The 26,262-nt window shown below is 72.2% G+C and carries 27 protein-coding genes; 14 read left to right on the top strand and 13 right to left on the bottom strand.

From position 1 onward, the window contains the following. Window positions 1-16: 16 nt before the first annotated feature. Complete coding sequence (locus ACH4KB_RS24305; protein ID WP_398068144.1) at window positions 17-1,192, top strand: macrolide family glycosyltransferase; 1,176 nt, start codon at window positions 17-19, stop codon at window positions 1,190-1,192. On the opposite strand, the gene xylB is transcribed toward ACH4KB_RS24305, so the two are convergent. Next, window positions 1,179-2,663, bottom strand: a complete 1,485-nt coding sequence (gene xylB / locus ACH4KB_RS24310) for a xylulokinase (RefSeq protein WP_398068002.1) — start codon at window positions 2,661-2,663, stop codon at window positions 1,179-1,181. The two genes, ACH4KB_RS24305 and xylB, sit on opposite strands and share 14 nt — an antisense overlap. A gap of 221 nt (window positions 2,664-2,884) precedes the next feature. On the opposite strand from xylB, the gene xylA reads away from it, so the two are divergent. Beyond that, a complete protein-coding gene (gene xylA, locus ACH4KB_RS24315; protein ID WP_398068003.1) occupies window positions 2,885-4,051 on the top strand; it encodes a xylose isomerase in 1,167 nt (388 codons plus the stop codon). 46 nt (window positions 4,052-4,097) lie between these two features. Here xylA and ACH4KB_RS24320 read toward each other — a convergent pair whose 3' ends face one another. The 4 genes from ACH4KB_RS24320 to ACH4KB_RS24335 form a co-directional block, all read right to left on the bottom strand. Next, window positions 4,098-5,345 (bottom strand): ROK family protein, encoded by a 1,248-nt coding sequence (locus tag ACH4KB_RS24320; RefSeq protein WP_398068004.1) that lies wholly within the window; start codon window positions 5,343-5,345, stop codon window positions 4,098-4,100. 136 nt (window positions 5,346-5,481) lie between these two features. Next, entirely contained in the window at window positions 5,482-6,141 is a 660-nt protein-coding gene (locus tag ACH4KB_RS24325) for a DUF305 domain-containing protein (RefSeq protein ID WP_398068005.1), read from the bottom strand. Continuing rightward, on the bottom strand, window positions 6,138-6,788 hold the full coding sequence (locus ACH4KB_RS24330) for a DUF3105 domain-containing protein (protein WP_398068006.1): 651 nt from the start codon (window positions 6,786-6,788) through the stop codon (window positions 6,138-6,140). Before ACH4KB_RS24330 ends, ACH4KB_RS24325 begins: the two co-directional genes overlap by 4 nt. 127 nt (window positions 6,789-6,915) lie before the next feature. After that, on the bottom strand, window positions 6,916-7,347 hold the full coding sequence (locus ACH4KB_RS24335; protein WP_398068007.1) for a hypothetical protein: 432 nt from the start codon (window positions 7,345-7,347) through the stop codon (window positions 6,916-6,918). Between the two features lie 145 nt (window positions 7,348-7,492). Between ACH4KB_RS24335 and ACH4KB_RS24340 the strand changes: the two genes are divergently transcribed. From ACH4KB_RS24340 to ACH4KB_RS24375, 8 genes are all read left to right on the top strand, one after another. After that, window positions 7,493-9,202, top strand: a complete 1,710-nt coding sequence (locus ACH4KB_RS24340; protein WP_398068008.1) for an FUSC family protein — start codon at window positions 7,493-7,495, stop codon at window positions 9,200-9,202. Next, window positions 9,199-9,705 carry a MarR family winged helix-turn-helix transcriptional regulator gene (locus tag ACH4KB_RS24345; RefSeq protein ID WP_398068009.1) on the top strand — a complete coding sequence of 169 codons (507 nt, stop codon included), beginning with the start codon at window positions 9,199-9,201 and terminating at the stop codon, window positions 9,703-9,705. The genes ACH4KB_RS24340 and ACH4KB_RS24345 overlap by 4 nt, the downstream gene beginning before the upstream one ends. A gap of 463 nt (window positions 9,706-10,168) precedes the next feature. Continuing rightward, window positions 10,169-11,809 (top strand): sensor histidine kinase, encoded by a 1,641-nt coding sequence (locus tag ACH4KB_RS24350; protein ID WP_398068010.1) that lies wholly within the window; start codon window positions 10,169-10,171, stop codon window positions 11,807-11,809. After that, a complete protein-coding gene (locus ACH4KB_RS24355; protein WP_007454741.1) occupies window positions 11,806-12,213 on the top strand; it encodes a roadblock/LC7 domain-containing protein in 408 nt (135 codons plus the stop codon). Before ACH4KB_RS24350 ends, ACH4KB_RS24355 begins: the two co-directional genes overlap by 4 nt. Beyond that, on the top strand, window positions 12,210-12,581 hold the full coding sequence (locus ACH4KB_RS24360; RefSeq protein ID WP_026290056.1) for a DUF742 domain-containing protein: 372 nt from the start codon (window positions 12,210-12,212) through the stop codon (window positions 12,579-12,581). The genes ACH4KB_RS24355 and ACH4KB_RS24360 overlap by 4 nt, the downstream gene beginning before the upstream one ends. Continuing rightward, complete coding sequence (locus ACH4KB_RS24365) at window positions 12,562-13,176, top strand: GTP-binding protein (protein WP_398068011.1); 615 nt, start codon at window positions 12,562-12,564, stop codon at window positions 13,174-13,176. The genes ACH4KB_RS24360 and ACH4KB_RS24365 overlap by 20 nt, the downstream gene beginning before the upstream one ends. Window positions 13,177-13,412: 236 nt before the next feature. Continuing rightward, window positions 13,413-15,074, top strand: coding sequence for a cytochrome P450 (locus ACH4KB_RS24370; protein WP_398068012.1), 1,662 nt, complete (start codon window positions 13,413-13,415; stop codon window positions 15,072-15,074). A 134-nt stretch (window positions 15,075-15,208) separates the two neighbouring features. After that, complete coding sequence (locus tag ACH4KB_RS24375; protein ID WP_398068013.1) at window positions 15,209-16,555, top strand: 6-phospho-beta-glucosidase; 1,347 nt, start codon at window positions 15,209-15,211, stop codon at window positions 16,553-16,555. A 92-nt stretch (window positions 16,556-16,647) separates the two neighbouring features. On the opposite strand, the gene ACH4KB_RS24380 is transcribed toward ACH4KB_RS24375, so the two are convergent. Together ACH4KB_RS24380 and ACH4KB_RS24385 are read right to left on the bottom strand one after the other, a co-directional pair. After that, window positions 16,648-17,088: a hypothetical protein gene (locus ACH4KB_RS24380; RefSeq protein WP_398068014.1), complete on the bottom strand. Its 441-nt coding sequence runs from the start codon at window positions 17,086-17,088 to the stop codon at window positions 16,648-16,650. After that, complete coding sequence (locus ACH4KB_RS24385) at window positions 17,082-17,558, bottom strand: ATP-binding protein (protein ID WP_398068015.1); 477 nt, start codon at window positions 17,556-17,558, stop codon at window positions 17,082-17,084. Before ACH4KB_RS24385 ends, ACH4KB_RS24380 begins: the two co-directional genes overlap by 7 nt. A gap of 207 nt (window positions 17,559-17,765) precedes the next feature. On the opposite strand from ACH4KB_RS24385, the gene ACH4KB_RS24390 reads away from it, so the two are divergent. The 4 genes from ACH4KB_RS24390 to ACH4KB_RS24405 all read left to right on the top strand — a co-directional run bounded on the left by ACH4KB_RS24390 (window position 17,766) and on the right by ACH4KB_RS24405 (window position 20,212). Next, on the top strand, window positions 17,766-18,626 hold the full coding sequence (locus ACH4KB_RS24390; RefSeq protein WP_398068016.1) for a helix-turn-helix domain-containing protein: 861 nt from the start codon (window positions 17,766-17,768) through the stop codon (window positions 18,624-18,626). Continuing rightward, complete coding sequence (locus ACH4KB_RS24395) at window positions 18,626-18,862, top strand: DUF397 domain-containing protein (protein ID WP_018955330.1); 237 nt, start codon at window positions 18,626-18,628, stop codon at window positions 18,860-18,862. The genes ACH4KB_RS24390 and ACH4KB_RS24395 overlap by 1 nt, the downstream gene beginning before the upstream one ends. A 43-nt stretch (window positions 18,863-18,905) precedes the next feature. Next, the gene (locus ACH4KB_RS24400) at window positions 18,906-19,715 is read left to right on the top strand and encodes an SAM-dependent methyltransferase (RefSeq protein ID WP_398068017.1); all 810 of its coding nucleotides are present in this window, start codon (window positions 18,906-18,908) and stop codon (window positions 19,713-19,715) included. A gap of 62 nt (window positions 19,716-19,777) precedes the next feature. Continuing rightward, window positions 19,778-20,212 carry a YchJ family protein gene (locus tag ACH4KB_RS24405; protein ID WP_398068018.1) on the top strand — a complete coding sequence of 145 codons (435 nt, stop codon included), beginning with the start codon at window positions 19,778-19,780 and terminating at the stop codon, window positions 20,210-20,212. A 75-nt stretch (window positions 20,213-20,287) separates the two neighbouring features. On the opposite strand, the gene ACH4KB_RS24410 is transcribed toward ACH4KB_RS24405, so the two are convergent. From ACH4KB_RS24410 to ACH4KB_RS24435, 6 genes are all read right to left on the bottom strand, one after another. Beyond that, window positions 20,288-22,381, bottom strand: a complete 2,094-nt coding sequence (locus tag ACH4KB_RS24410; protein WP_398068019.1) for an MDR family MFS transporter — start codon at window positions 22,379-22,381, stop codon at window positions 20,288-20,290. 60 nt (window positions 22,382-22,441) lie between these two features. Then, on the bottom strand, window positions 22,442-23,296 hold the full coding sequence (locus tag ACH4KB_RS24415; protein WP_398068020.1) for a hypothetical protein: 855 nt from the start codon (window positions 23,294-23,296) through the stop codon (window positions 22,442-22,444). A 187-nt stretch (window positions 23,297-23,483) separates the two neighbouring features. Next, complete coding sequence (locus ACH4KB_RS24420) at window positions 23,484-23,660, bottom strand: hypothetical protein (protein WP_398068021.1); 177 nt, start codon at window positions 23,658-23,660, stop codon at window positions 23,484-23,486. Window positions 23,661-24,081: 421 nt separating this feature from the next. Beyond that, window positions 24,082-25,296: an acyl-CoA dehydrogenase family protein gene (locus tag ACH4KB_RS24425; RefSeq protein WP_398068022.1), complete on the bottom strand. Its 1,215-nt coding sequence runs from the start codon at window positions 25,294-25,296 to the stop codon at window positions 24,082-24,084. A 4-nt stretch (window positions 25,297-25,300) separates the two neighbouring features. Next, window positions 25,301-25,774 carry an SCP2 sterol-binding domain-containing protein gene (locus ACH4KB_RS24430; protein ID WP_398068023.1) on the bottom strand — a complete coding sequence of 158 codons (474 nt, stop codon included), beginning with the start codon at window positions 25,772-25,774 and terminating at the stop codon, window positions 25,301-25,303. 176 nt (window positions 25,775-25,950) lie between these two features. After that, entirely contained in the window at window positions 25,951-26,214 is a 264-nt protein-coding gene (locus ACH4KB_RS24435; RefSeq protein ID WP_398068024.1) for a hypothetical protein, read from the bottom strand. Window positions 26,215-26,262 lie beyond the last annotated feature (48 nt).

A 26,262-nucleotide genomic window follows, 5' to 3' on the forward strand; every position in this document is an offset into this window, starting at 1 on the left:
CCGCTCCCACATCGCGATGATCGGCGTCCCGATCGTCAGCCATGTCCTGCCCGGCCTCGGCATCGTCCGTGAACTGGTGGCCCGCGGCCACCGGGTCACCTACGCCAACGACCCTTTCGTGGCGGACCGGATCGAGGCCACCGGCGCCGAACTCGTCCCCTGCACCTCGGTGTTGCCAGTCGTCGACAACAACTGGCCGACCGATCCCGTCGCCGCGATGGACCTCTTTCTGGACGAGGCGACGCAGGCCCTGCCCCAACTGCACGCCGCCTACGACCACGACCCGGCGGACCTGTACCTGTACGACATCGGCGCCTACGCCGCCCGCGCGCTGGCCGAGTCACAGGGACGGCCCCTCATGCAGCTGTCCCCTTCGTTCGTGGCCTGGGAGGGCTACGAGGAAGAGGTCGCGGCGCACCTGCGGGCGCTGCCCGGAGCCCCCGCGCACCGGGAGCGGTTCGCGCGCTGGCTCGCCGGCTGCGGGGCGTCCACCCTCGACGTGGACGCCTTCTCCGGCCCTCCCTCGCGGGCCCTCGCGCTGATCCCCGAGGCCATGCAGCCCAGCGCCGACAGAGTCGACACCGGGACGGTGACCTTCGTCGGGCCCTGTTTCGACACGCGGGCCGACACCGGCCGGTGGACCCGGCCCGAGGACGCGGAGAGGGTCCGGCTGATCTCCCTCGGCTCGGCGTACACGCACCGGCCGGAGTTCTACCGCCAGTGCCTCGCGGCGTACGGGAACCTGCCCGGCTGGCACGTCGTGCTCCAGATCGGCAGGCACACCGATCCGCGCGAGCTCGGCGGCATCCCGCCCAACGTCGAAGTGCACCCGTGGGTCCCGCAGCGGGCGATCCTGGAACAGGCGGACGCCTTCGTCACCCACGCCGGCATGGGCGGCTGCGGCGACGGACTTCTCGCGGGCGTCCCGATGATCGCCGTACCGCAGGGCGCCGAACAGTTCATGAACGCGGACCGGCTGGTGGAGCTGGGCGTCGCCCGCCGCATCGACACGCCGGACGCCACGGCCGAGACGCTGCGGGCGGCCCTGAACGCCCTGGTCACCGACCCGGAAACCGCCCGCCGGTCCGCGCGGCTGCGCGTCGCCGCCCGGGGCGAGGGCGGCACCCCGCGCGCCGTCGATCTCATCGAGGACATGGCGGCCCCGGCCCCAGGGGGCGTCAGGGGCCGGTGAGCAGGGGCCCGGAGGCGCGCTCCAGGACCGAGGTGACCCGCTCCCAGGTCCCCGTGTCCCGTTCCACCGGAGGCAGTCGGCGGTCCGTCCCGGACCGCTGCCAGACCGTCGCCAGCGCCACCGGATCGCCGCCGCCCGCCGCCGAGGCGGCGAGCGCCGCCGCACCGAGGGCGACCAGCTCGCCGCTGCCCGGGATCACGAGCGGCCGGCCGGAGAGCCGGCGGACCGACTCCACCCACATCCGCCCCCGCGCCCCGCCGCCGATCAGGCGCAGCGGGCGGGCGGCGACCTCGGGCGCGTGCGGGTCGAGACCGCAGGCCGACAGCAGCTCGTCCATGGCCCGCAGCACGGTGACGGCCGCGCCCTCGTAGGCGGCGCCCAGCAGTTGCTGCCGGGTCGTGTCGTGGCGCAGGCCGGTCAGCAGCCCGGAGGCGGTCGGCAGGTCGGGGGTCCGTTCGCCGTCGAGATAGGGGAGCAGGACGGCCTCGCCGCCGGGCGTCGCGTCCTCGCGGTCCAGGCCGAGCAGGGCGGCCACCTTGTCCACGGCGAGCGTGCAGTTGAGGGTGCAGGCCAGCGGGAGGTAGGTGCCGTCGGCGGCGGCGAACCCGTTCAGCGCGGTGGACGCGGGCCGGGTGCGGGAGGCCGCGAACACCGTGCCGGAGGTGCCCAGACTGAGGACCGGGTGGTCCAGCAGTCCCTCGCCGCCGAGCCCGAGCCCCACGGCGGCGCTCATGTTGTCGCCGGTGCCGGCCGCCACCGCGATGCCCGCGGGCAGCCCGAGCGCCTCGGCCGCCGACTCGGTGAGCGAGCCGATCCTGGCCGCCCCGGTGGGCGCGACCTCCGGGAGCAGCGCCGCGTCCAGACCGAGCAGCTCCAGCAGATGGGGGTCGTAGGCGCCGGTGGCGGTGGAGTACCAGCCACTGCCCGAGGCGTCCCCGGGGTCGGTGGCGGCGACGCCCGCGAGGCGCTCGGTCAGGAAGTCGTGGGGGAGCCGGACCGCCGCCGCGTTCGCGGCGCTCGCGGGGTCGCTCTCGCGCAGCCACTGCCACTTGGACGCGGTGAGCGAGGCGACCGGCACGGACCCGGTCCGTTCCGTCCAGGCCCCGGGCCCGCCGAGCGCGTCGGTGAGCGCGGCGGCCTGCGGAGCGGAGCGGGTGTCGTTCCACAGCAGCGCGGGGCGCAGCGGCCGGCCCGCCCCGTCCAGGACGACGAGCCCGTGCTGCTGCCCGGCGACCGCGATGCCGGTGACCGTCCGGGCGGGGAGGCCGGACTCCTTCAGCCCGGCGCCCACCGCCTCGCACAGGGCCCGCCACCAGATCTCCGGGTCGCTCTCCCGGGCCCCGGCCTCGCCGGTGACCACGTGCGGGGAGCGGCCCACGGCGAGCTGCTCGCCGGTCGCCGCGTCGATGAAGGCGGCCTTGGTGGACTGGGTCGAGCTGTCCACGCCGATGACGACGGCGGGTGACGGCATGGGGAGCCTCTTTCGCACGGGACGGCCTGATCATTTGGCTGGGCCACGAACAAATTACGGGATGAGCGGCGCCCTGCACAGGGGGGCGGGGGTGCCTTCGCCCGGCAGGGGGGTTCCCTCGTCGAGGTGCGGTGTGCTTGATTAGTCATGACACTGAACAAATAGGGATGCCGGGCCGACGGCCGGGCGTCCCGACGGCAGGCGAAGGCGGACGGACGACGATGACGGAACGCTTCACCCCCACCCCCGAGGACAAGTTCAGCTTCGGCCTGTGGACCGTGGGCTGGCAGGGCCGGGACCCCTTCGGCGACGCGACCCGTGCGGCCATCGACCCCGTGGAGTCGGTTCGGCGGCTCGCGGAGCTGGGCGCCTGGGGGGTGACCTTCCACGACGACGACCTGATCCCCTTCGGGGCGCCGGAGACCGAGCGCGAAAGGATCGTCAAGCGCTTCCGTACGGCGGTCGACGACAGCGGGCTCGTCGTGCCCATGGTGACGACGAACCTCTTCACCCACCCCGTCTTCAAGGACGGCGGATTCACGGCCAACGACCGTGGCGTACGCCGCTACGCGCTCCGCAAGACCCTGCGCAACATCGACCTCGCCGTCGAGCTGGGCGCGACCACCTTCGTGGCGTGGGGCGGCCGCGAGGGGGCCGAATCCGGCGGGGCGAAGGACGTACGCCTCGCCCTCCACCGGATGAAGGAGGCCTTCGACCTGCTGGGCGAGTACGTCGTCGAGCAGGGCTACGACCTGCGCTTCGCCATCGAGCCCAAGCCGAACGAGCCGCGCGGCGACATCCTGCTGCCCACCATCGGCCACGCCCTGGCCTTCATCGAGCGCCTGGAGCGCCCCGAGCTGGTCGGCGTCAACCCGGAGACCGGGCACGAGCAGATGGCCGGGCTCAACTTCCCGCACGGCATCGCCCAGGCCATGTGGGCGGACAAGCTCTTCCATATCGACCTCAACGGGCAGTCCGGCATCAAGTACGACCAGGACCTGCGCTTCGGCGCGGGCGATCTGCGCCAGGCGTTCTGGCTCGTCGACCTGCTGGAGAGCGGCTACGAAGGCCCCCGCCACTTCGACTTCAAGCCCCCGCGCACCGAGGACTACGACGGTGTCTGGGCCTCCGCCGCGGGCTGCATGCGCAACTACCTCATCCTCAAGGAGCGGGCCGCCGCCTTCCGCGCCGACCCCGAGGTGCGGGCGGCCCTGCGCGCGTCCCGCCTGGACGAACTGGCGCGCCCCACCGTCGGCGAGGGACTGGCGGGCCTGCTCGCCGACCGCAGCGCGTACGAGGACTTCGACGTGGACGCCGCCGCGGAACGTGGCATGGCCTTCGAGGCACTGGACCAGCTCGCCATGGACCACCTGCTCGCCGTGCGCTGACGTCGGGCCCGTCCCACCGGCTGGGCCGGAGCCGTCCGGCGCCGGCTCAGCCGCCGGACGGCTCCGCGTACGCCACCGGATCGTCCAGCACGTCCCGCACCACGAGCGCCGCCGCGCCCCGCGCCGCGTCGCCCGCCACCGACGACGCCCGGAGCCGGCCGCTGCCCCGGGACCAGAGCCCCGACACCACCCGGCCGGTCAGCTCCTCGTCGGCGGGCGGCGCCAGCCACGGCATCAGTCCCCGGTAGATCCCGCCGAGCACCACCGCGTCCGGGTCGATCAGGTTCACCGCGCCCGACAGCACCCGGCCCAGCATCCGGCCCGCCTCACCGAGCGCGGCCACCGCCCGCGGGTCCCCGGCGCCCGCGCGCCGCTCCAGCTCCAGCACCCCGGAGGCGCCGCCGAGGCCCTCGATCCCGGCCGCCCGCAGCAGCGCCGCCTGACCGGCGTACTGCTCCAGGCACCCCCGCGAACCGCACCGGCACTCCGGCCCCGCCGGATCCACCACGACATGCCCGATCTCCCCGGCGAAACCGTGCGCACCGCGCGCCAGTTCGCCGCCCAGGACGAGGGCGCCGCCGACCCCGATCTCCCCGGTCAGATAGAGGAAGCTCCGAACATCCCCCAGGCCGCCGAACCACAGCTCGGCCAGCGCCGCCAGATTGGCCTCGTTCTCCGAGGCGACCGGCAGCACCGGGTGGCCGGGGCGCAGGGCCGCCAGCGCCTCGGCGAACAGCTCCTGCGCCGGGACCTCGTTCCAGCCGAGGTTCGGGGCCTGCCGCACCGACCCGCCGGAGACGAGACCCGGCAGCGCCAGTGCCGCGCCCACCGGGCGCAACTCCTGCTCGTACGCCGACTCCAGGGTCCGCGCCGCGATCCGGGCCGCCCGGGCCAGAGCCTCCTCGGCGGGCGCGCCCCGGCTGTCGAGGTGCTCGGTCTGCCGGACCCGGCCGGTGCCCGCCAGGTCGACCACGCACACCGAGACGTAATCGATGTTGATCTCCACGCCGAGCCCGGCCGGTCCGGTCCTGGCCACCTTGAGCGCGGTGCCGGGGCGGCCTGCCTGCCCGCTGAACGTCTTGCCCGACTCGGTGAGGAACCCGCTGTCCATCAGCTGCTCGACGAGCGAGGACACCGCGGCCCGGGTCAGCCCGACCCGGGCGGCCACTCCGGCCCGGGTCGCCTCGCCCCGCTCACCCTCGTCCCGTACGGCGCGGAGTACCAGGCTCAGATTGTGCCGTCGCACGGTGTCCTTGTCGGCCTTGGGCCCCAGCGGAGTGAGGATGCTCTTCATATCGTCGCCGAGCCTATGCGATGCGGGGCGCCCGGCGGGGGTGCGGGGACGGGCGGTATCGCGGAAGCGGAGGAGGAGGCGTCACGGAAGGGGGGCGGTCCCGGCCGTCCGGCCCGAACCGCCCCCTCCGATCGGCTCAGGGCTTGGCGCCCCGGTCCTTCAGCATGGTCGCCATCAGGCCGATCTCCGACTGCTGGCCGCGGACCATGCCCGCCGCCAGATCCCGGATGGCGTCCGTCCTCGCCGCACCGGCAGCCGCCCGCGCCATGTCCGCACCGGCGCGGTGGTGCACGGTCATCAGGCGCAGGAACAGCACCTCGGCCTTCTCACCCTTCGCGGTCGTGAGGGCCGCCAGCTCCGCGTCGGTGGCCATGCCCGGCATCAGCGAACCGTCGTCGGTCGGCGTGAGGGTGTGCCCCATCCACTCCATCGGCGGTCCGGACGCGCTCTTCGGCAGCCCCCACAGCTCCAGCCAGCCCAGCATCATGCCGCGCTGGTTGGCCTGGGTGTTGATGATGTCGTACGCGAGACGCCGCACGTCCTCGTCGTCGGTGCGGTCCCGCACGATGAACGACATCTCGACCGCCTGCTGGTGGTGGATCGACATGTCCCGGGCGAAGCCCGCGTCCACGGAGTCCTCCGCCGGAGCGGACCGCGCCGCCGAGGACGCCCCGGACGGGGAGGCCGCGGAGGGGCGTACGACCATCAGCGCCACCAGCCCGAGCGCCAGGAGCAGCACGGCGGCCCCCGCGAGGACCATCCGGCGCGTGGAGCCGGAAGGCGTCAGGGCGGTCACTTGTCCAGCCCGCCGGTGCAGGCGGCCCCCGGCTCAGGGGTCTGCGGGCCCTGCACGTACTTGGTGAAGAACTGCGCGACCCGGTCGTCCGTGGCGCTCTTGACCGTCACCTGCTTGCCCCACGCGCTGAGCATCAGCGGGTCCTTCTGGTCCTTGACCGGACTCATCAGGGAGTACGGAGTCGACTTGACCTTCTTGGTGAGCGCCTCGACGTCGGCGTCGGAGGCCTTGTCGTTGTACGTGACCCAGACCGCGCCGTGCTCCAGCGAGTGCACGGCGTTCTCCTTCGGTATCTCGTCGGTGTAGACGTCGGCGTTGCAGTTCATCCAGACCTGGTTGTGGTCGCCGCCGACGGGCGGGTTCATCGGGTAGTCGACCTTGGTCGTCACGTGCTCCTGCGTCAGCTTGTCCCAGCTGCGCTCGCCGGTGACCGGCGAGGTCTTGGCCTGGTTCTCCTTCTCCTCCTTCTCGTTCGCCTGCGACATCAGATAGCCGCCTCCGGCGACCAGCGCGGCGACCACGGCCACCGACGCGCTGATGGTGATGGCGCGGACCCGCCGCTCGCGGGCGCGTTCCTTGCGGCGCGCCTCCTCGAGCTTGGCGCGACGCGCTGAGGCCGGGTTGTTCGGGTTCTTGGCGGAAGCCATGGGGAGTCCTCGTCGTTCAACCGATGCATACAGGGCGATGCATGAAGGGGAAGGTGCGGTGCGGGCATGCGGAAAACCGCTCCCGGTGAACCGGCGCCGGGGCGCGGCGGGAGAGCGGACCCGGCCTCTAGATCCGCTGGACCTGAAGGCGTAGTTGATCGACGGAACGCACACCGTCGTGCGCGGGACCCCGGATGGCCGCCGCGCCGGTGAGCGGGGTGGCGGGGACGAAGGTCACGGGCGAGGGGACGGCGGCGGGAGCGGACGACGCCGGAAGCACGACGGCCGCCGTGTGCGTGGAGCCCCCGTGGCACGACGTCCCGAGCCCGCGGTCCGCCGGGGAGGCCAGGACGACCGGTTCGAAGGCGGCGTCGGGCGTCGGGGTGAAAGCGCGGACAGCACTCGCCCCGGCCGGGCCCGCCGCCACCGGGGCGCCGGCCGACGAGGTGGCGACCGAGCAGCAGAAGAGCATGGCCAGGAGGAAGAACACCCAGCCCAGAGCGAGGGGCGTGCGAGAGCGGTACCGCTGCCGGTCCGTCCGCGTGCTCACCCTGGTCATCGCCCGTCATCGTAGTGGGTGCATGAAGATTCAAAGAATATGGGTCGCGCTGTCCGCGGGACAGTGTGCCCGAGTCGCCGTCGCTCGAACAGAGCCCCATGAGGTCCAGGTGATTTACGAGTGTAATACCTGCTAACGTATATGAGTGACTGATACACCTATCCGTTCGGGGCGGCCCGCCGCCCGGGCCCTCCCGCCGGCCCTCCGGCTCTCGCGGCCGTCGGACACCTGGTTCAAGCCCGCCCTCAGCGTGGTCGTCGCCTCCGCCGCACCCCAGCTGACGCTGCTTGCCATCGGCCGGCTGGACCTCGTGATGTACACGATGGCCGGTTCGCTCTGCGCGCTCTACGGTCACGGCCTGCCGTACGCCCGGCGGGCCGGGGCCGTCGCGGGCGTGGTGCTCGGCATGGCGGCCTCGCTCGCCGTCTCCCTGGTCACCGCGTCGCTCACCGGATCGACCGCCGTGCTCATCGCGGTCGGGGCGTTGCTCGCCGCCGCCCAGAAAGTGCTGTGCGACGCCACCCGGATCGGACCGCCCGGCCATGTGATCTTCACCTTCGTCAGCTCCGCCGCCCTCTTCGCCCCGCAGCGCCCGGAGCAGATCCCCGGTCACCTCGCCCTGACCCTCGGCGCGGGCGCGTTCGCCTGGCTGGTCGCCGTCGCCCCCGCCCTGGTCCGTCGCGAGGGCCCCGAACGCCGGGCCGTCGCCCGCGCCCTGGAGGCCGCGGCCGTGTGCGCCGCCGACCCCGGCCCCCGTACCCGCAACGCGGCGGCGGCCGCCGTGCACGCCGCCTGGCAGTGTCTGCTCGCCTCCGGCCGCCCCACCCCCGTACGCCGGTCGCTGGAACGCCTGGTGGTGCACGCCGAGGCGGCCTTCGCGGCCCCGCGCCCCGGGGGTGGAGCCGTGGATCCGGACCGGCTGCGCGCCTGGGCCGCGCTGACCCGGGCCCGGGGCCCCGTGCCCACGCCGCCGCCGGCCCCCGGCACCGCCGACGAGCTGTACGGGATCGACGCGGAGCGCGCCGCCCGGCGGGCCCCCGAGGGGCGGCGCGCGGCCCGGCGCGCCCTGCTCCGCCGCCTCGGCCCGGGATCGCCGCTGCTGCCGGTCGCCGTCCGCACGCTGGCGGGCTGCGCGCTCGCCGGATACCTCTGCGCCGCGCTCGGCGTCGGACGCCCCTACTGGGCGATCGTCACCGCCGCCTCCCTCTACCAGGCCAACATCACCCTGTCGTGGAACAGGGCCCTCCAGCGCATCCTCGGCAACCTCCTGGGCGTGCTCGTCTTCGCCGCCGCCCTGCCCGTGTCCCGGATCAGCCCGCTCGCCCTCGTCTGCTGCTGCCTCTTCTTCGGCTTCGCCGCCGAGGCCCTCATCACCCGCAACTACTGGCTCGGCTCCGTCGCGGTGACCCCGATGGCCCTGCTGGTCCTGGAGTTCGGCGGCGCCCATCCGGCCGGGGAGCTCATCGGCGACCGGGTCCTGGACACCGTCCTCGGAGCGGTCGTCGGCTTTCTGGCCGCGACGCTGGTCACCAACCGACGGGCGGCGGGGCGCGTCGAGCGGGCGCTCGACGCCCTTGACCGGGCCCGTGCCGACGCCGAACGGACCGGAGTCGACCCCGGGGCGGCGCCCGCGACGCGGGACCGGGCGCGCCGGACGCTCACCGCGAGCCTCGTCGAACTGCGCGAGGCCGGCGACACCGCCGCGGGCGAATGGTGGCAGCGCGCCCTGCCCGAGCAGCGCCTTCTCGCGGCCGAGCGGGCCGGACACCGTACGCTCGCCGCGACAGCCATACGGCGGGGGCCCGGGGGCGATACGCCTCCCGCGGCCCACGCCCCTTCGATCGGAGCGGAGTGACCGACGACATCGTTGCCTCGGTGGTCCGGCAGTGGCAGGCCGTCAACCCCGGGCTCGACACCGGACCGATGGAGATCATCGGCCGGATCAACCGCTGCGCGGCCCTGCTCCAGCAGGCGGAGGACGCCCCCGTGCGTTCCGCCGGACTGACCCGCGCCGAATTCGACCTCCTCGGCGCCGTGCGCAGGACGGGCCGGGAGCTCACCCCCGGCGAGCTGGCCCGTGAGACCTTCTCCTCCGGAGCCGCGGTCACCAAGCGGCTGCGCGCCCTCCAGGACCGCGCCCTGGTCGAGCGCCGTGGCGACGCCCGCGACCGGAGGGTCGCCCATGTCCGGCTCACCGACGAGGGCCGGGCCCTGGTCGACCGGATCCTGCCCGAACAGCTCGCCTACGAACGCGCGGTACTCGCCGGTCTGGACGGCGACGCACGCGACGAACTCGGCTCCAGGCTGGGCGAGTTGCTCGTCCAGTTGGAGGGGCGCCTCGGCGGGGCCCGGCGCTGACCCGGCGGCTCGGCCCAGGGTCTTGGCAACCGCGTCAGCGCGGCGCTTTCGCGCGTCACTCGCTCGTCGGTCAGGAATCTGCGCCTTTCGATCTGGTTCGATCACTTGTGTCGTTGTCCTGTTCTGCCCTACGAAAGTCGCCCATGCAAGGGTGATTTGCCCTAGAAAAGGCCCTTAATCGGCGGTGAATGCCCGGACTCACCGGGCCCGGGGGCCTCCTCAGGGAGGCGATTTCGGCCATCGTCACTCACCGCGCACGTCTCGAAGCGCAGCGTGCAGAAACTGGCGAGTGTATTCCTCTCGGAGAGCTTCCGCAGGGGGTTGGGTGAATATGCCGAAGCACTGTTCTGATCTGGCTAAGCTCACGCGCAGTGAAGTCGAGTTGAGATGAATTCGAGCACTTGTTCCTGAGTCTCCGCTCACGTGCGCATACATCCCGGAATCAACCGCCAGAGGGTTTTAGATGGTCCGTGCTGAATCACCGCCGACCGACAGAGAAGTTCCCGTCGTCCGCGTAGTCCTGCTGCCCGTGGCCCTGCTCCTCGGCGCCACCGCCGCCGGCTCGGCCGTGGTCGCACCGGCCGCGCGGATACCAGTCGCCGTGTGCGGTGCGATCGCCACGCTCGTGGTCGCCGTACTCACCGTGGCGCTGCACCGCCGCCGACGCGCCATGCGCGTCCAGCGCGCGGAGTACGAACAGCGCATCGCCTACCTGGAACACCGCATCCTCTCGCACGACGCCGAGACGGTACGGCTCACCAAGGAAGTCATGCCCGCCGCCATCCGGCGGCTGCGCGTGGGCAATTCGCCCGAAGAAGTGATGCGCGACATCGTCGACGCGGACGCGGCCAACCGGCATCTGCCCAAGGCGCTGCGCGAGCAGGTCTACCAGGTCCTCGAAGTCATCGACAACGAGGAGGCGCGGCGTGACTCCGCTCAACGCGCCTTCGTCAGCGTCGCCCGTCGCGTCCAGGCGATCGTGAACCGCCAGGCCAGCGAACTGCGGGAGATGGAGAACCACTACGGGCGCAACCCCGAGGTCTTCGACGACCTGCTGCGCATCGACCACGGCACCGCGCTGATCGGCCGCCTCGCCGACTCCATCGCCGTGCTCGGCGGCGCCCGCCCGAGCCGACAGTGGCCCAAGCCCGTACCGCTGTTCAGCGTGTTGCGCGGAGCGATGTCCCGCATCCTGGAGTACCAGCGCGTCGAGCTGCACTCGATCGCCAAGGTCGCCATCGTCGGCACCTCGGTCGAACCGCTCATCCACGCCTGCGCCGAACTCCTCGACAACGCGACCCGCTACTCGCCGCCCCAGACCCGGGTGCACGTCACCGCGGTCGAGGTGCAGACCGGCATCGCCATCGAGATCGAGGACGGCGGCGTCAGCCTCAGCGAGGAGGCCCGCGCCCGCGCCGAGAACATGCTCGCCCAGGCGCAGGCCGGCATCAACATGAACGACCTCGGGGAGTCCCCGCGCCTCGGCATGGCCGTCGTCGGCCGGCTCTCCCGGATGTACCAGCTCCAGGTGTCGCTGCGTCAGTCGGCTTACGGCGGCGTCCGCGCCGTCCTCATCGTGCCGCGCGACATGATCACCACCGGACCCGCCCCGGGCATCGCCCACGGCATCGGCGCCACCTCGCGGCCCACCAGCTCCCTGGACATGTCGCAGCTCCAGCACGTGGTGCCGCCGCCCGGCAAGCGCAAGTCCAAGCCCGCCGCCACCGGCCCCGTGCCGTCCGTGACCGCACCGGTCTCCACCGGAGCCCCCGCGGCCACGTCGCACCAGGCCCCTCCCGCGGCAGCCATGGAGGACGACCTTCCCGTGGTCACCGAGTGGACCGAGAACGGGCTGCCGCAGCGCCGCAGCCGGGGCCGCGCCCCGCTCGGCTCGCACAACCTCCCGCAGCAGCCCCCACCGGCCCCCGCTCCCGCCAACGGGTTCCACCCCGGCGCGGACGAGGGCGCGGACGGCGGACGCGGCGAGGAGAAGCCCCCCGGCCTCTGGCTGGAGGCCTTCACCAAGGCCGTCAACGGCGTACCGCAGGAACGAAAGCACGGCGAAGACACCGATGACGCGTGGGACAAGGGAGACCTGAAGTGATCCAGCAGCGGGGAAACATGGACTGGATGCTCAAGGAGCTGGCCGACGACGTTCCGAGCATCCACCAGATCGTGGTGCTCTCGTCGGACGGTCTGCGCATCGCGATGCACGGCGGCGACCCCGACGTCGCCGACCGGCTCGCGGCGGCCTGCGCGGGACTCCAGAGCCTGGCCGCCGCCGTGGCCACCGAGATCCCGTACAGCGACGGCCTCATGAAGCTCGTGGTCATCGAGGTGACGGGCGGGTTCTTCTACCTGATGGCGGCCGGGGCCGGCGCCTATCTCGCGGTCCTGGCCGGCGAGACCGTCGACGCCGGACTCGTCGGGGCCCGGATGCGGGACATGGTCGTGCGGATCGGAGCCCACCTGACCAGTCCGCCCCGCCACGGCGGGCAGTCCGGATGAGTGGTCCTCGACGAGAACGCCGCAAGGCCGATCCGGACCTGCACGATCCGGAACGGCTGTACGTGATCACCGGTGATCTCGACGACAGTGAACGGTCCGCGCTCGACCTGGTCACGATGGTCGTCGCCAAGGCGGAGCCCTCGCCGACCTTCCAGCCCGAGCAGGCGGCCATTCTGCGGCTCTGCCAGGCGCCGTTGTCCGTCGCCGAGATCTCGGCCTACCTCAGCCTGCCGTTCAGCGTGGTCACCTCGCTCCTGAGCGATCTCCTCGCGACCGATCTCATCCAGTCGCGTGCGCCGATCGTCCGTGCCACGCTCCCCGACAGGTCCCTTCTCGAAGCGGTGATGCATGGACTTCAGAAACTCTGACACGATCACCGGACCCCGCAGCGAGGACGTCCTTCCCACCACGGCCACCGCCGCGGTGAAGGTCGTGATCGTCGGCGGGTTCGGCGTCGGCAAGACGACCATGGTCGGTTCGGTGAGCGAGATCCGGCCGCTGACGACCGAAGAGACCATGACCCAGGCCGGCGTCGGCGTGGACGACAACGCCGGGGTGGAGACGAAGACCGCCACCACGGTCGCCATGGACTTCGGACGGATCAGCCTCAGCGAGGAACTGATCCTCTACCTGTTCGGCACCCCCGGCCAGGAACGCTTCTGGTTCCTCTGGAACGGCCTCTTCGAGGGCGCCCTCGGCGCGGTCGTCCTCATCGACACGAGACGGCTCGAAGTCAGCTTCGACGTCATCGGCCGGCTGGAGGAGCGCGGAGTGCCCTTCGTGGTGGCCGTGAACACCTTCCCCGACGCGCCGCACCACCCGGTCGAGGCCCTGCGCAGAGCCCTCGACCTGCCGGACGAGGTCCCGATGATCGACTGCGACGCCCGGCTGCGGGTCTCCAGCCGCGATGTGCTGATGACCCTCATGCGCTATCTGCACAGCCTGGCCGTCCCCCTCGCCTGACACCGCACCAACCTCGGGACAACCCCGGTCCCGCGGATCCACGACCGGATCCACGACCGGATCCACGACCGGATCCACGACCGGATCCACGACCGGATCCACGACCGGATCCACGACCGGGGGCGCGCGCCATCCCGCGGCGCCTGCCCCCGGTCCGGCCCGGACCGGGCCGCGAACCGTCGACCCGTCCCGCCCACTTGCGCACCAGCCCTGGAATCCTGATCCCTGGAGCCCCTGTGACAACCCCCTTCCACCACGAACCCGGCGCCGTGCCCCCGCCCCAGTGCCCGGCCCACAACCTCGACATCGGCCCCGGCGGACTGCGCCGGCTCTACGGCCCCGAGGCGGAGAACGACCCGGCCGGCCTCTACGACAAACTCCGTGCCGAACACGGCTCGGTCGCCCCGATCCTGCTCCACGGCGACGTGCCCGCCTGGCTCGTGCTCGGCCACAGCGAGAACCTCCACGTCACCCGTACGCCCTCCCAGTTCTCCCGGGACTCGCGGCGCTGGCGGGCCCTCCAGGACGGCAGCGTCGCGCCGGATCACCCGCTCGCCCCGATCTTCACCTGGCAGCCCGTCTGCGTGTTCGCCGACGGCGCCAAACACGAACGGCAGCGCGGCGCGGTCACCGACAGCATGGAGCGCATCGACACCCGCGGGGTGCGCCGCCACATCAACCGCTTCAGTAACCGTCTCGTCAACGACTTCTGCGAGAAGGGCACCGCCGACCTGGTCAGCCAGTTCGCGGAGCATCTGCCGATGATGGTGGTGTGCGCGATCTTCGGCATGCCGGAGGAGTACGACGAGCGTCTCGTCCAGGCGGCCCGGGACATGACGCGCGGCACCGAGACCGCCGTGGCCAGCAACGCCCACGTCGTGTCCGTGCTGACGCGCCTGGTCGAGCGCCGCCGCGCCGAATCCGCGCCGGACCTGGCCTCCTGGCTCGTCGAGCACCCCGCGACGATGACCGACACCGAGGTCATCGAGCATCTGCGCCTCGTCATGATCGCCGCCTACGAGTCCACCGCCAACCTCATCGCCAACGTGCTGCGCATGGTCCTCATCGACCCGCGTTTCCGCGCCCGGCTCAGCGGCGGGCACATGACCGTCCCCGAAGCGGTCGAGCAGACCCTGTGGGACGAGCCGCCGTTCACCGCCGTGTTCGGCCGCTGGGCGGTCGGTGACACGGAGCTGGGCGGCCAGCAGATCAAGGCGGGCGACGCCCTGCTCGTCGGGATCGCCCCGGCCAACACCGACCCCACCATCCGCCCGGACCTGGCCGCAGACATGAGCGGCAACCGCGCCCACCTCGCCTTCAGCGGCGGTCCCCACGAGTGTCCCGGACAGGACATCGGCCGGGCCATCGCCGACGTCGGGGTCGACGCCCTCCTGATGCGCCTGCCGGACCTGGAACTCGGTGTCGGGGAGAGCGAGCTGCGCTGGGTCGGCAACATCATGTCCCGCCACCTGGTCGAACTGCCGGTGAAGTTCGCCCCCAGCCCCCAGCAGAAGCTGGACGCCGACCCGCTCTCGGTGATGGCCCGCGCCGCCCGCCCGGCCGACGCCTGGGAGATCTCCTCCCCGGCCAGGCAGGTCCCCGAGCCCCGGCACGAGGCGGCCGTGGCGCAGCCCGCCCACGCCCCGGGAGCCACACCCGCCCACGCCCCAGGACCCACACCCGCCCACGCCCCAGGACCCACACCCGCCCACGCCCCAGGAGCCACACCCGCTCCCGCCCCGGTAGCCACACCCGCTCCCGCCTCGGCCGCACCCCTCGTGCCCGACCCGGCCCCTTCCCCCGAACCCGCTCCGGTGGCGGCGATCCCGCAGCAGCGCCGGCCGGCCGCCCCCGCCCGGCTCTGGCAGGCCGTCGTCCGCTGGTGGAGCGGCTACTGACACGCCGTCGACCCCGTCTCCGGCCGCGGCGGCCCCGGATCACGCCCACGGGCCCGGGGCCGCCGCGTCGCGCTCGGGGGGCATGGGCGCGGGCAGCACCGGGGAGCCCGGACCTGCCCGTACCATCGAGCAGCGTGAAACTGACAATTCTTGGCGGTGGCGGATTCCGGGTGCCTCTCGTGTACGGGGCCCTCCTCGGCGATCACGCCGAGGGCCGCGTCTCCCGGGTCACGCTGTACGACACCGACGCGGACCGGCTCACCGCCGTCGCCCGCGTCCTGGAGGAACAGGGGCGGGGCACCGCGGACGCCCCCGCCGTCGTCGCCACCACGGAGCTCGACGAGGCACTGCGCGGCGCCGACTTCGTCTTCTCCGCCATCCGGGTCGGCGGGCTGGCCGGACGCGCCGCCGACGAACGGGTGGCTCTCGACGAAGGCGTCCTCGGCCAGGAGACCGTCGGCGCCGGAGGCGTCGCGTACGGGCTGCGCACCGTCCCCGTCGCCCTCGACCTCGCCCGGCGCATCGCCCGCCTCGCCCCGCACGCCTGGGTCATCAACTTCACCAACCCGGCGGGCCTCGTCACCGAGGCCATGTCCCGGCACCTGGGGGACCGGGTCATCGGGATCTGCGACTCGCCGGTCGGTCTCGGGCGGCGCGTCGCCCGCGTCCTGGGCGCCGACCCGGACCGGGCCTGGATCGACTACGCCGGGCTCAACCACCTCGGGTGGGTGCGAGGGCTGTACGTGGACGGGCGGGACGAACTGCCCCGGCTGCTCGCCGACCCGAAGCTGCTCGCATCCTTCGAGGAGGGCCGCCTCTTCGGCGCGGAACTGCTCCGGTCGCTGGGCGCGATCCCCAACGAATACCTCCACTACTACTACTTCAACCGTGAAGCCGTCACCGCCTACCAGGAGGCCGAACAGACCCGCGGCGCCTTCCTCCAGGAACAGCAGGAGGGCTTCTACGCCCGCATGCGGGAGCCCGGCACCCCTGCCCTGGCCACCTGGGACCGCACCCGCGCCGAACGCGAGGCGACGTACATGGCGGAGAACCGCGACGTCGCCGGGGCGGGGGAGCGGGAGGAGAGCGACCTGGAGTCCGGCGGCTACGAACAGGTCGCGCTCGCCCTGATGCGGGCAGTCGCCCGCAACGAACGGACCTCGTTGATCCTCAACGTCCGCAACCGCAGCGCCCTCTCGGTCCTGGACGCGGACGCCGTCGTCGAGGTGCCCTGCCTCGTCGACGCCAACGGGGCCCACCCGGTGGCCGTTTCCCCCCTCCCGCACCACGCGGTCGGCCTCGTCACCGCCGTGAAAGCGGTGGAGCGGGCGGTGCTGGAGGCGGCGGAGAGCGGATCCCGCGCGGCGGCCGTCCAGGCGTTCGCGCTGCACCCGCTGGTCGACTCCGCGGCAGTGGCCGGGCGGCTGCTCGACCGGTACGTCGAGGTCCACCCGGGGCTCGCGTACCTCGACAGGCGCTGACCCCGCGGGTCCCGCGTCGGAACGATACGGGCCCGACCTGACCGGGCCCGGCTCGCTCCGACGCGGGACCCGCCGCCCGGTCGCCAGGGAGACTACGGCGCTGACACGACGCTCGGCCTGCCGGCCGTGGCCCAGCTCGGCGCCACCCCGGTCACCTGGCAGACCATCAGGAAGAGCGGAATGGGCGGGGTGTACGGAGTGAGTCCCTCCGGAGAGTGGATCAGCCGGGGCCGCCCCCCGGGCACGACCGCGTCGCGCGCGTACGTCGCCTGCTCGGGCCAGTCGAGGTCCAGGTCGGAGCCGGCCGGGACGATCCACCACCAGCGGTCCGCGTCGGCGAAGACGCATCCGGTGCGCGGCAGATGGGACATGAGGCGGAAGCCGTGCCGGGCGGGCACCCCGACCGCGTCACAGCCCAGGGTGGCCGACATCGAGGCCGGCAGGACCAGCCGCACCCGGCCGCCGCCACGGGCCTGCTCGGGCGTCCGGGCCCGTTGCGCCGAGCGCAGCCTGGCCAGCGCGTTCTTCAGCATGGCCGCTCCGTGCCGGACGGCTGCTCGGCGTCGGGCGCCAGCTCCGCCCAGACGATGCGTCCCGAGGCGTTGCCCGCGTCGTGCGAACCCCAGGCGCTGCTCATCGCGTCGACCAGGAGCAGACCGCGGCCGTGCTCGTCGTCGGACGAGCGGCGCAGCCGTGGACCGCCGGGCTGGTGCCCCTGGTCCTGCACTGCTATCCGCAGTCGTCTGCCGAACCGGGTCAGCTCACACACCACCCGGGTGCTCGCTGTGTGCACGACGGCGTTGGTCACCAGCTCGGAGACGATGAGGACAGCCGCGTCACCGGTGTCACGGCCCAGCTCCCAGGCGTCGGTCCGGGCTCGCGTCAGCTCGCGCGCACCGGCCACCGACTCGGGGTGCGCCGGCAGCGCGAAGCAGTATCGGAGCGCCTCCGTCCCGGGGCTGAGGTCCATGAGCCGGGGGATGAGCGCACTGCCAGGTGCCACGACCGATTCCTCACAGTGGGGGCTGCGTCACGCTTCGTTCCCCGGGTGATCGGGGGCGGGCGTGACTGAGCGAACTGGTTCGGGAGTCAACTCTCCCCCTGACGATGACACTTGGCAAGAGGCACTCTGAAATTTCCAGAGTGACTGTGTCGTTGGGGGCGCACGCATGGCACACTGCTCGCAAAACAGCGCATGGGGAGGTCTGAAGTGAGCGAACCGCGGTCCGCCCCGACCGTGGGCCAGGTCGTTCTCGGCAAGCGCCTGCAAGATCTGCGCGAGCGTGTCGGTCTGACCCGTGACCAGGCGGCGAAGGTGCTCAGGGTCGCCCCGGCGACGATACGCAGAATGGAAACGGCCGAGGTCGGGCTGAAGATCCCCTACGTCCAGCTGCTGCTGAAGGCGTACGGCATCGCCGACCAGGAGGCCGACGCCTTCGTCGACCTGGCCGAGGAGGCGAACAAGCCGGGCTGGTGGCAGCGTTTCCACGACGTCCTGCCCGACTGGTTCAGCATGTACGTCAGCCTGGAGGGCTCGGCGAGCCTGCTGCGCATGTACGAGCCGCATTTCGTGCCCGGACTCCTCCAGACCGAGGACTACGCACGTTCCGTGATGCGGACCGGAGCGGTCGGCCAGACCCGGCCCGAGGACATCGAGCGCCATGTGGCGCTGCGGATGGAGCGCCAGTCCCTGCTGGCGAGGGAGGACGCCCCCCGACTGTGGGCGATCATGGACGAGACCGTCCTGCGGCGACCCGTCGGCAGCGCGCAGGCGATGCGCGGGCAGATCGACAAGCTGCTCGAAGCCACGGAGCTCCCCCACGTCACGCTTCAGATCGCGGAGTTCGCCTCCGGCCACCACCCGGGAACCTACGGACCGTTCGTCCTCTTCCGCTTCGCCGTCCCCGAACTCCCCGACATGGTCTACAGCGAGTACCTGACCGGAGCCGTCTACTTCGACGCCCGACCCGAGGTGGCCTCCTACCTCGAAGTCATGGACCGCATGGCGGCTCAGGCCGCGACTGCACAACGCACGAAGGAAATCCTCCGGGACTTCCGCAAGGAGCTGTGATGAACCACATATACAACGGCATGCCCGCCGGTGACCTCGGCTCCGAAGGCTGGTACAAGCCATGGAGCGGCGGGAACGGCGGCAACTGCGTCGAGGCCATGAAGCTCGCCGACGGGCGGGTCGCCGTACGCCAGTCCGCCGACCCGGACGGCCCCGCGCTCATCTACTCCAACGGCGAGATCGCCGCGTTCATCCAGGGAGCCAAGGCAGGCCAGGCCGACTTCCTTCTCACCTGAGACCCCCTCCTCTCTGTACGGACACCCGACCACGGAGCGCGCCATGACCGGGCAAGAACCCCACTCCATCGAGATCGACACCAGCAAGCCGCACCCGGCCCGGATGTACGACTGGTTCCTCGGCGGCAAGGACAACTACCCGGTCGACGAACAGATGGCGCGACAGCTGCTCGCCCTGGACGCACGGGGCCGTGACATGGCACGGGTCAACCGGGCGTTCATGCACCGGGCCACCCGCCGGCTCGCCGGGAGCGGGGTGCGCCAGTTCCTGGACATCGGCACCGGCATACCCACCGAGCCGAACCTCCACCAGATCGCCCAGCGGACCGCCCCCGACTCGCGCGTCGTCTACTGCGACAACGACCCGATCGTGCTCGCCCACGCGGCGGCGCTGCTCCGCTCCACGCCCGAGGGCGCCACCGAGTACATCCAGGCCGACGCCCGCAGGCCGGAGACCATCCTGGCGGAGGCCGGCAAGGTCCTGGACTTCGACGAGCCGATCGCCCTGTCGATGCTGGCCCTGCTGCACTTCATCGACGACGAGGACGGCGCGGCCGAACTGGTCGGCAAGCTGGTCGAGCAGCTTCCCTCCGGCAGCTATCTCGTGCTCTCGCACACCACCGGCGACTTCGACCCGGAGGGCGCCGCGCAGGCACGGGCCATGTACAAGGCGCGCGGGATGACGCTGCGTCCCCGCAGCCGCGCCGAACTCACGGCGTTCTTCGACGGTCTCGAACTGGTCGAGCCGGGCGTCTCGCTCTCCGCCGACTGGCATCCGGAGCTCGGAGAGGTCATCGACGTCCCGGGCGACGAGCCGATCCCCGGCTACGCCGGCGTGGCCCGCAAACCCTGAGCCCGCGGCCACGCGCAACACCCGCAAACCCCGAGCTCGCCACCACGCGTCACAATGGACCCATGTCACGACGCACCTCCCGGCCGCGGGGGCCCGCCGCCGCGCGGATCACCCCCGCCTCCCCATGCCCCTGCGGCCTGCCGGCCGCCTACGGGGAGTGCTGCGGCCGCTTCCACTCCGGCAGCGCCGCCGCGCCGACCTGCGAGGCCCTGATGCGCTCCCGGTACGCGGCCTTCGTCGTCCGGGACGCGGCGTACCTGCTGCGCACCTGGCACCCCGGGACCCGGCCGCCCGGCGTCGACTTCGACCTCGCGATGCGCTGGACGGGGCTGGACATCCTGGACACCACCGAGGGCAGCGCCTTCCACTCCACCGGAACGGTCACCTTCCGCGCCCACTACACCGACGACGGTCGCCCCGACTCCCTCCACGAGAAGAGCCGCTTCGTCCGGCACGAGGGCGCCTGGGTCTACACGACGGCGGTCTTCGTCGACTGAGCCCGCCCGCACGGCAGCGGCCGCGACCGGGAGCGGGCCCGGGCCTCGGACCGGGGCCGGGTGGCGGCCCGGGACTCAGACCGGGGCCCCCACCCGCCTCGACCCCCCGGGACCGGCCGCCGGGGACAGCTCCTGGGCCAGGTCCTCCGCCAGCAGCCGTTTGGCGATCACGTCCACGGTGGCCCGGAGCCGGCGGTCGTCGGGGCGGGCGCCGTCCTCGGCCAGGCGCTCGTTGAGCCAGCGGCCCCAGGCGTCGGAGATCACCGCGGCCTCGCGCCGGCCCGCCGCCGTGTGCGAGAAGATCCGGCCGTCGCCCGTCAGATAGCCCTCGTCGATCATCCGGTCGAAGACGGGCACCAGCACCTCCGGCGGGATGCGGTGCCGGGCCGCGATCAGCCCGAGGCCCGCATGGCCGACCATTCTGGTGAAGAGGTCCACCTGCATCACCGCCCAGGCCCCCGCCATGTCGAGCCGGGTGTCGGACCCGGCGGTGATCCGCCGGGCGGTGTCCGGGCCCGCGCCGTGCAGGATCGTGGCCACGGAGTACTCCAGGACCTTCGCCGAGTCCCCGCTGCCCGGCTGGGCGAAGCCCTCGCCCATGTCCGTCGACCCGAGCCGGGCCGAGTCCCGCAGCTTGACCTCCTTCAGGAACAGCGCGACGACGAAGCCGATCAGGGCGACGGGCACCGTCCACAGGAACACGGTGTGCAGGGTGTCCGCATAGGCCAGGGCCAGCGGTTCCGACTGGGCGGCGGGCAGCGCGTGCAGCGCCTGCGGGTTCTGCGAGGCGCGGGCCAGGGTCGCCGGGTCGCCGCCCGCCGCCACCGCCCGCGCGATGCCGTCGGTGAGGTTCGGCTTCAGCGCGTTGGCGTAGATCGTGCCGAACACCGCCGTGCCGAAGGCGCTGCCCAGGGTACGGAAGAACGTCACGCCCGACGTGGCCGTGCCCAGGTCCTCGTACTCGACGGTGTTCTGCACGGCGATTGTCAGCACCTGCATGGCCAGACCGATGCCGAGCCCCAGCACCACCATGTACAGCGACTCCAGCCAGACGCCGGTCCCCGGCCCCATCCGGGACAGCAGGAACAACCCGGCCGCCATGACCAGCGTCCCCACGATCGGGAACACCCGGTAGCGGCCCGTCTTGCTCACCACGTTGCCGCTGAAGATCGAGGCGGCCAGCAGACCGACGACCAGCGGCAGCGTCCGCACCCCCGAGAGCGTCGCCGAGTCCCCGTCCACGTACTGGAGATAGGTCGGCAGGAAGATCATCGAGCCGAGCATCGCGAAGCCCACGATGAAGCTGAGGATCGAGCAGACCGTGAACACCGGGTTCCGGAACAGCCGCATCGGCAGCATCGGTTCCTTCGCCCGTGTCTCCACCACGCAGAACAGCGCCAGGGCGATCAGCCCGCCGGCGACCAGCCCGATGATCATGGGTGAGCCCCAGGCGTACTCGTTCCCGCCCCAGCTGGTCGCCAGGATCAGCGCGCTCGCCCCGACGGTGACCAGCGCGATCCCGGCGTAGTCGATGACCGGCCGGCCGGCGGCCTTCACCGACGGAATGTTCCGGGCGGCGGCGATCACCACCACGATGGCGATCGGCACGTTGACGTAGAACGCCCAGCGCCAGGTCAGATGGTCGGTGAAGAGCCCGCCGAGGAGCGGCCCGATCACCGTCGAGATGCCGAAGACCGCCCCGATCGCGCCCTGGTACTTGCCCCGTTCGCGCAGCGGGATGACGTCCGCGATCAGCGCCATCGACGTGACCATGAGGCCGCCCGCGCCGATGCCCTGCATACCGCGCCAGATGATCAGCAGCAGCATGTCGGAGGCGAGGCCGCACAGGAACGAACCCGTGACGAAGATGATCGCCGAGACCTGGAAGACCAGCTTCCGCCCGAACAGGTCGCCGAACTTGCCGACCAGGACGGTGGCCACCGTCTCCGCCAGCAGATAGGCGGTGACCACCCACGACATGTGCGCGGCCCCGCCCAGCTCCGAGACGATCGTCGGCAGGGCCGTGCCCACGATCGTCTGGTCCAGGGCCGCGAGCAGCATGCCCAGCACGATCGTCGCGAAGACGATGTTCCGCCGCCGCCGGTCGAGGACGGGCGGCGGCGCGGCGGCACTCTGCGCGGCGGGAGCTTGCTCGCTGGCAGTAGTCACCTCTGCACCCTCACACCGGCCCCACGCCCCCGCATGCGGGAGCGGGCCGGACGGGGGTGGTCAGCGGGGCAGTGAGGCGATCGACGTCTTCAGCCGCGCGACGAACGCCTCGCGGACGTCCTCGCCGACCCGGTCGAGCGAGAGATACGGATTGAGGTCCTCCAGCTCGACGAGCAGCAGCGCGCCGTCCCCCGTGCGGCAGGCGTCGACCCGCTGGATCCCGTGGGTGAGGGAGTTCCAGGCGATGAAGCGCTGGGCGAACTCCAGGTCCGCCGCGCTCGCCGCGTACGGCTCCAGCACCCAGCGCCGTTCCGGGTCCGGCGCGTACAGCGCGTACTGGAAGTCCTGGTCGATGAAGTAGAAGGACACCTCGTGGCGGAAGTCGATGCGCGGCTGGACGAGGAGCGAGCCCTCGGCCGCCCGCTCCAGCTCGGTGGCCGCCTCGGCCGCCGTGACGAAACGCAGCCCGACCGAGTCCGCCCCCAGCTTCGGCTTGACCACGTAGGCGGGGGCGTCGGGCAGCTCCGGCAGCGCCGCCGCCCGGTCCACCGTGGGGATGACCGGCAGGCCGGCCCGGTCCATCTCGACCAGGTACTCCTTGCCCGCCATGTCACCACGCCCGTTCAGCGGGTTGTAGACCGGCGTCCGCAGCTCCCCGGCCCGGGAGCGGTACGCGTCGTAGGCCTCCCGGTGGTGCAGCACCGGTCCGCTGTTGCGGATGAGTACCGTGTCGAAGCCCTCCAGCAGCGCGGCGGCGTCCCGGGGGTGGCAGAGCGCGACGTCGAACGACTCGCGCAGCCGGGAGCCGAGGTAGATGTCCTCGTCGCAGTAGCGGCGGCCGCGGGCCTCGTACGCGAGATCGGTGACGAGCAGGAGGGACGGGCGGCGTGCGCCGGCGGGTGACGCGGCGGTCATGAGGTTCTCCCGGGGTCAGGACGCGGACGGACGATCACTATCGCCGACGCCCGGCCGGACCCGCGGAGCGGGTGGTTCCCCCGCGTCCGAAGCCCTGCGCCCGCCCTCGCGTCCGGATCTTCCTCCTGCGTCCGGATGCTCTTGCGCCCGGGCCCTCACCGCTTCCGGTGGCAGCGCGGACCCGCGATCAGACAGCGTCCGTGGATCCGCTCCGTACGGCCGCCACCCATTCGACGAGCAGCCGCTCGTACTCCCGGCGACCCTCCGGCGACACCACACCGCCGTCGGCGACCAGAGCGCGGATCTCCGCGTTCAGCTCAACCAACGGGCGGGCAGGCGTCGGCTCGGTCGAAGTGGAGGTCATGTGAAGAGGCTAGTGGCAGGGAGGCCGGAGAGGCACCGGGCAAACATGTGGGGCCCACCACGGGCACCGTTCGTCGTCGGCCCCGAGGCGGCGCCGACGCGCTGTCGTCCCGTGTGGCGACGCTCTCCACGCCGTCGTCACCGATCGCCGCGCATCGTCACGACCGGACGATCCGGGCCCTGTTGCCGCACGTCGGCGGCGTGTGGCACGGCCTCGGCGTTGTTGCGTACACGCCCCGACGCGCTCGGTGACGATCTCCGTCCGGCCTGGCCCGACGAAGAATTCCACGGCTCCGTTCCCCATCGGTGTACGCGTTCGGCGCGACGAGGATCACACGGATTCTGGGCGGATTCCGCCCGGCTCAGGTCCGGATCCCGCCCGGATCAGGTCAGGATCAGGTCCGGATCAGGGCGGATTCAGCTCAGCGGATGTGCCGACCCGAGATCGCCCGCGCGATGACGAGGCGCTGGATCTCGCTGGTGCCCTCGAAAATGGTGTAGATCTTCGCGTCGCGGTACATCCGCTCCACCGGATGCTCCCGGCTGTAGCCCGCGCCGCCGAGGATCTGGACCGCCTTCTCCGTTGCCGCCACCGCGAGTTCGCCGGCCCGGAGCTTCGCCATGGAGCCCTGGCCCGCGTCGAAGGTCCGGTCGTTGCGGGCCATCCAGGCGGCCTGCCAGATCAGCAGACGTACGGCTTCGATCTCGGTGCGGAGGTCGGCCAGGGCGAAGGCGATCGACTGGTTCTCGATGATCGGCCTGCCGAACGCCTCGCGCTCCCCGGCGTATTCCAGGGCGTACTCGTAGGCCGCCCGGGCGATGCCGAGTGCCTGCGCCGCCACGGTCGGGCGGCTGACCTCGAAAGTCGCCATCGCCGCCTGGCTCTTGGCGGTGTCGCCCTCGCGTGCCCGCGCGAGGCGGGCGTCCAGCTTCTCCTTCCCGCCCAGCAGACAGTGCCCCGGTACGGTCACCTCGTCGAGGAAGAGATCCGCGGTGTGCGAGGCGCGCAGCCCCAGCTTCTTGACCGTACGGCCCGCCGTCAGGCCCTTCGTGCCGGGCGGCACGATGAACGCGGCCTGTCCGCGGGCGCCGAGCGCGGGATCGACCGAGGCGACGACGACGTGGACCTCGGCTATGCCGCCGTTGGTGATCCACGCCTTCTGACCGGAGATCACCCAGGAGTCGTCGGCCTCGGTGTAGCGGGCCTTCGTCGTCATCGCGGAGACGTCGGAGCCGGCCCCCGGTTCGGATACGCAGAAGGCGGCGACCTTCGGGTCGTCCTCGTCCCCGTAGCACTGCGGCACCCACTCGGCCAGCTGGTCCGGGGTGCCGGAGGCGAAGATTCCGGCGACCGCGAGCGAGGTGCCGAACAGGGCCATGCCGATGCCCGCGTCGCCCCAGAACAACTCCTCGTTGGCGATCTGGAGGGAGAGTCCCGTGGGGTCCCCGTACAGGTCGGCGAGCGACTCGAATCCGTACAGCCCGATCCGCGCGGCCTCCTGGATCACGGGCCAGGGGGTTTCCTCCCGGGCGTCCCACTCGGCGGCGGCCGGGCGTACCACCTGGGCGGCGAAGCCGTGCACCCAGTTGCGCAGGTCCTGCTGCTCCTCGGTCAGGGCGAGGGAGAAGAAGCTCATGCGCTCACGCCTTCGGGATGTCGAAGTAGCGGGTCAGGCCGGAGGCGAGGCCGACGTCACCGGCGACCTTGAGCTTGCGCGTCATGAACATGGTGACGGGGTTTCCGTTGCCGGAGACGAGCTTGAGGAACTCCGCGTCCCCCATCGTCAGCGTGGTGCGCGGTTCGGCGTCCGAGCGGCCGGGGGTGACCCGGCAGGCTCCGTCGGCTATCGCGGTCTCGTAGAGGGCGTCGCTCTCCCCGGTGATCCTCCAGCGGATCAGCGCGGTGAGGCCGCCCGCCGCCTCGGGCCGGAACTGCTGCTTCATCCGGCCGAAGACCTCGCCGAGTATCCGGGTGCGCAGCTCGCCCCTCATGACCTCGGCGAGCTGCTTCGCGGACAGGCGCTTGACGATGCGGGCGAACTCCTCGGGTGCGACCGCCGCGAAGTCGAGCCCGGACAGGTCGTCGGTGAGGTTGCCGCTGTTGGTTCCGTCCACGCCAGATCCTTACTCCAAAGTAAACTTACTTTTGAGTAAGGTAAGGGGAGTGGGGGCGCCCCGCAAGGCCGGTCCGCGGTCGGTCCGAGGTCGGTTCGGGGTCGGACCGGTCCGCGGTCGGTCCGCGGTCGGTTCGCGGTGAGAGGGGCAGGTGGGTGGTGAGGGGTGAGAGGCGGTCAGAAGAGTGAGCCCGGGAGCACGGCGAGTCCGGGGTGGTGGGCGGCCAGCATCTTGTTGGCGCGGGCCAGGTCGGACAGGGCCTGCTCGCGGTCGGCCTGGTCCTCGACGCCCAGCCGGGGGCCGCGGAACCTGCGTACCTCGCGGGCCGCGCAGTCGGCGTCGAACTCCGCCTGGAGGATGTGCGGCGGAATGCACGAACCGATCAGCGCGGCGACCCGGTCCGGGATCGGCACGGGGACGAGGAGGTGCGAGGCGGTCATGGGGCGTTCCCTCTCGGATGGTTGGCCAGGAGGCGGTGCACGGGCCTG

It is taken from the genome of Streptomyces sp. NPDC017520, assembly GCF_044329855.1.
Lineage (GTDB): Bacteria > Actinomycetota > Actinomycetes > Streptomycetales > Streptomycetaceae > Streptomyces.

Bases quoted from the DNA above. Each gene is read 5' to 3' on its own strand.
- ACH4KB_RS24305 (WP_398068144.1), top strand. From the start codon at position 17: ATGATCGGCGTCCCGATCGTCAGCCATGTCCTGCCCGGCCTCGGCATC.
- xylB (WP_398068002.1), bottom strand. From the start codon at position 2,663: ATGCCGTCACCCGCCGTCGTCATCGGCGTGGACAGCTCGACCCAGTCC.
- xylA (WP_398068003.1), top strand. From the start codon at position 2,885: ATGACGGAACGCTTCACCCCCACCCCCGAGGACAAGTTCAGCTTCGGC.
- ACH4KB_RS24320 (WP_398068004.1), bottom strand. From the start codon at position 5,345: ATGAAGAGCATCCTCACTCCGCTGGGGCCCAAGGCCGACAAGGACACC.
- ACH4KB_RS24330 (WP_398068006.1), bottom strand. From the start codon at position 6,788: ATGGCTTCCGCCAAGAACCCGAACAACCCGGCCTCAGCGCGTCGCGCC.
- ACH4KB_RS24335 (WP_398068007.1), bottom strand. From the start codon at position 7,347: ATGACCAGGGTGAGCACGCGGACGGACCGGCAGCGGTACCGCTCTCGC.
- ACH4KB_RS24350 (WP_398068010.1), top strand. From the start codon at position 10,169: ATGGTCCGTGCTGAATCACCGCCGACCGACAGAGAAGTTCCCGTCGTC.
- ACH4KB_RS24360 (WP_026290056.1), top strand. From the start codon at position 12,210: ATGAGTGGTCCTCGACGAGAACGCCGCAAGGCCGATCCGGACCTGCAC.
- ACH4KB_RS24365 (WP_398068011.1), top strand. From the start codon at position 12,562: ATGGACTTCAGAAACTCTGACACGATCACCGGACCCCGCAGCGAGGAC.
- ACH4KB_RS24380 (WP_398068014.1), bottom strand. From the start codon at position 17,088: ATGCTGAAGAACGCGCTGGCCAGGCTGCGCTCGGCGCAACGGGCCCGG.
- ACH4KB_RS24395 (WP_018955330.1), top strand. From the start codon at position 18,626: ATGAACCACATATACAACGGCATGCCCGCCGGTGACCTCGGCTCCGAA.
- ACH4KB_RS24400 (WP_398068017.1), top strand. From the start codon at position 18,906: ATGACCGGGCAAGAACCCCACTCCATCGAGATCGACACCAGCAAGCCG.
- ACH4KB_RS24405 (WP_398068018.1), top strand. From the start codon at position 19,778: ATGTCACGACGCACCTCCCGGCCGCGGGGGCCCGCCGCCGCGCGGATC.
- ACH4KB_RS24415 (WP_398068020.1), bottom strand. From the start codon at position 23,296: ATGACCGCCGCGTCACCCGCCGGCGCACGCCGCCCGTCCCTCCTGCTC.
- ACH4KB_RS24420 (WP_398068021.1), bottom strand. From the start codon at position 23,660: ATGACCTCCACTTCGACCGAGCCGACGCCTGCCCGCCCGTTGGTTGAG.
- ACH4KB_RS24425 (WP_398068022.1), bottom strand. From the start codon at position 25,296: ATGAGCTTCTTCTCCCTCGCCCTGACCGAGGAGCAGCAGGACCTGCGC.
- ACH4KB_RS24435 (WP_398068024.1), bottom strand. From the start codon at position 26,214: ATGACCGCCTCGCACCTCCTCGTCCCCGTGCCGATCCCGGACCGGGTC.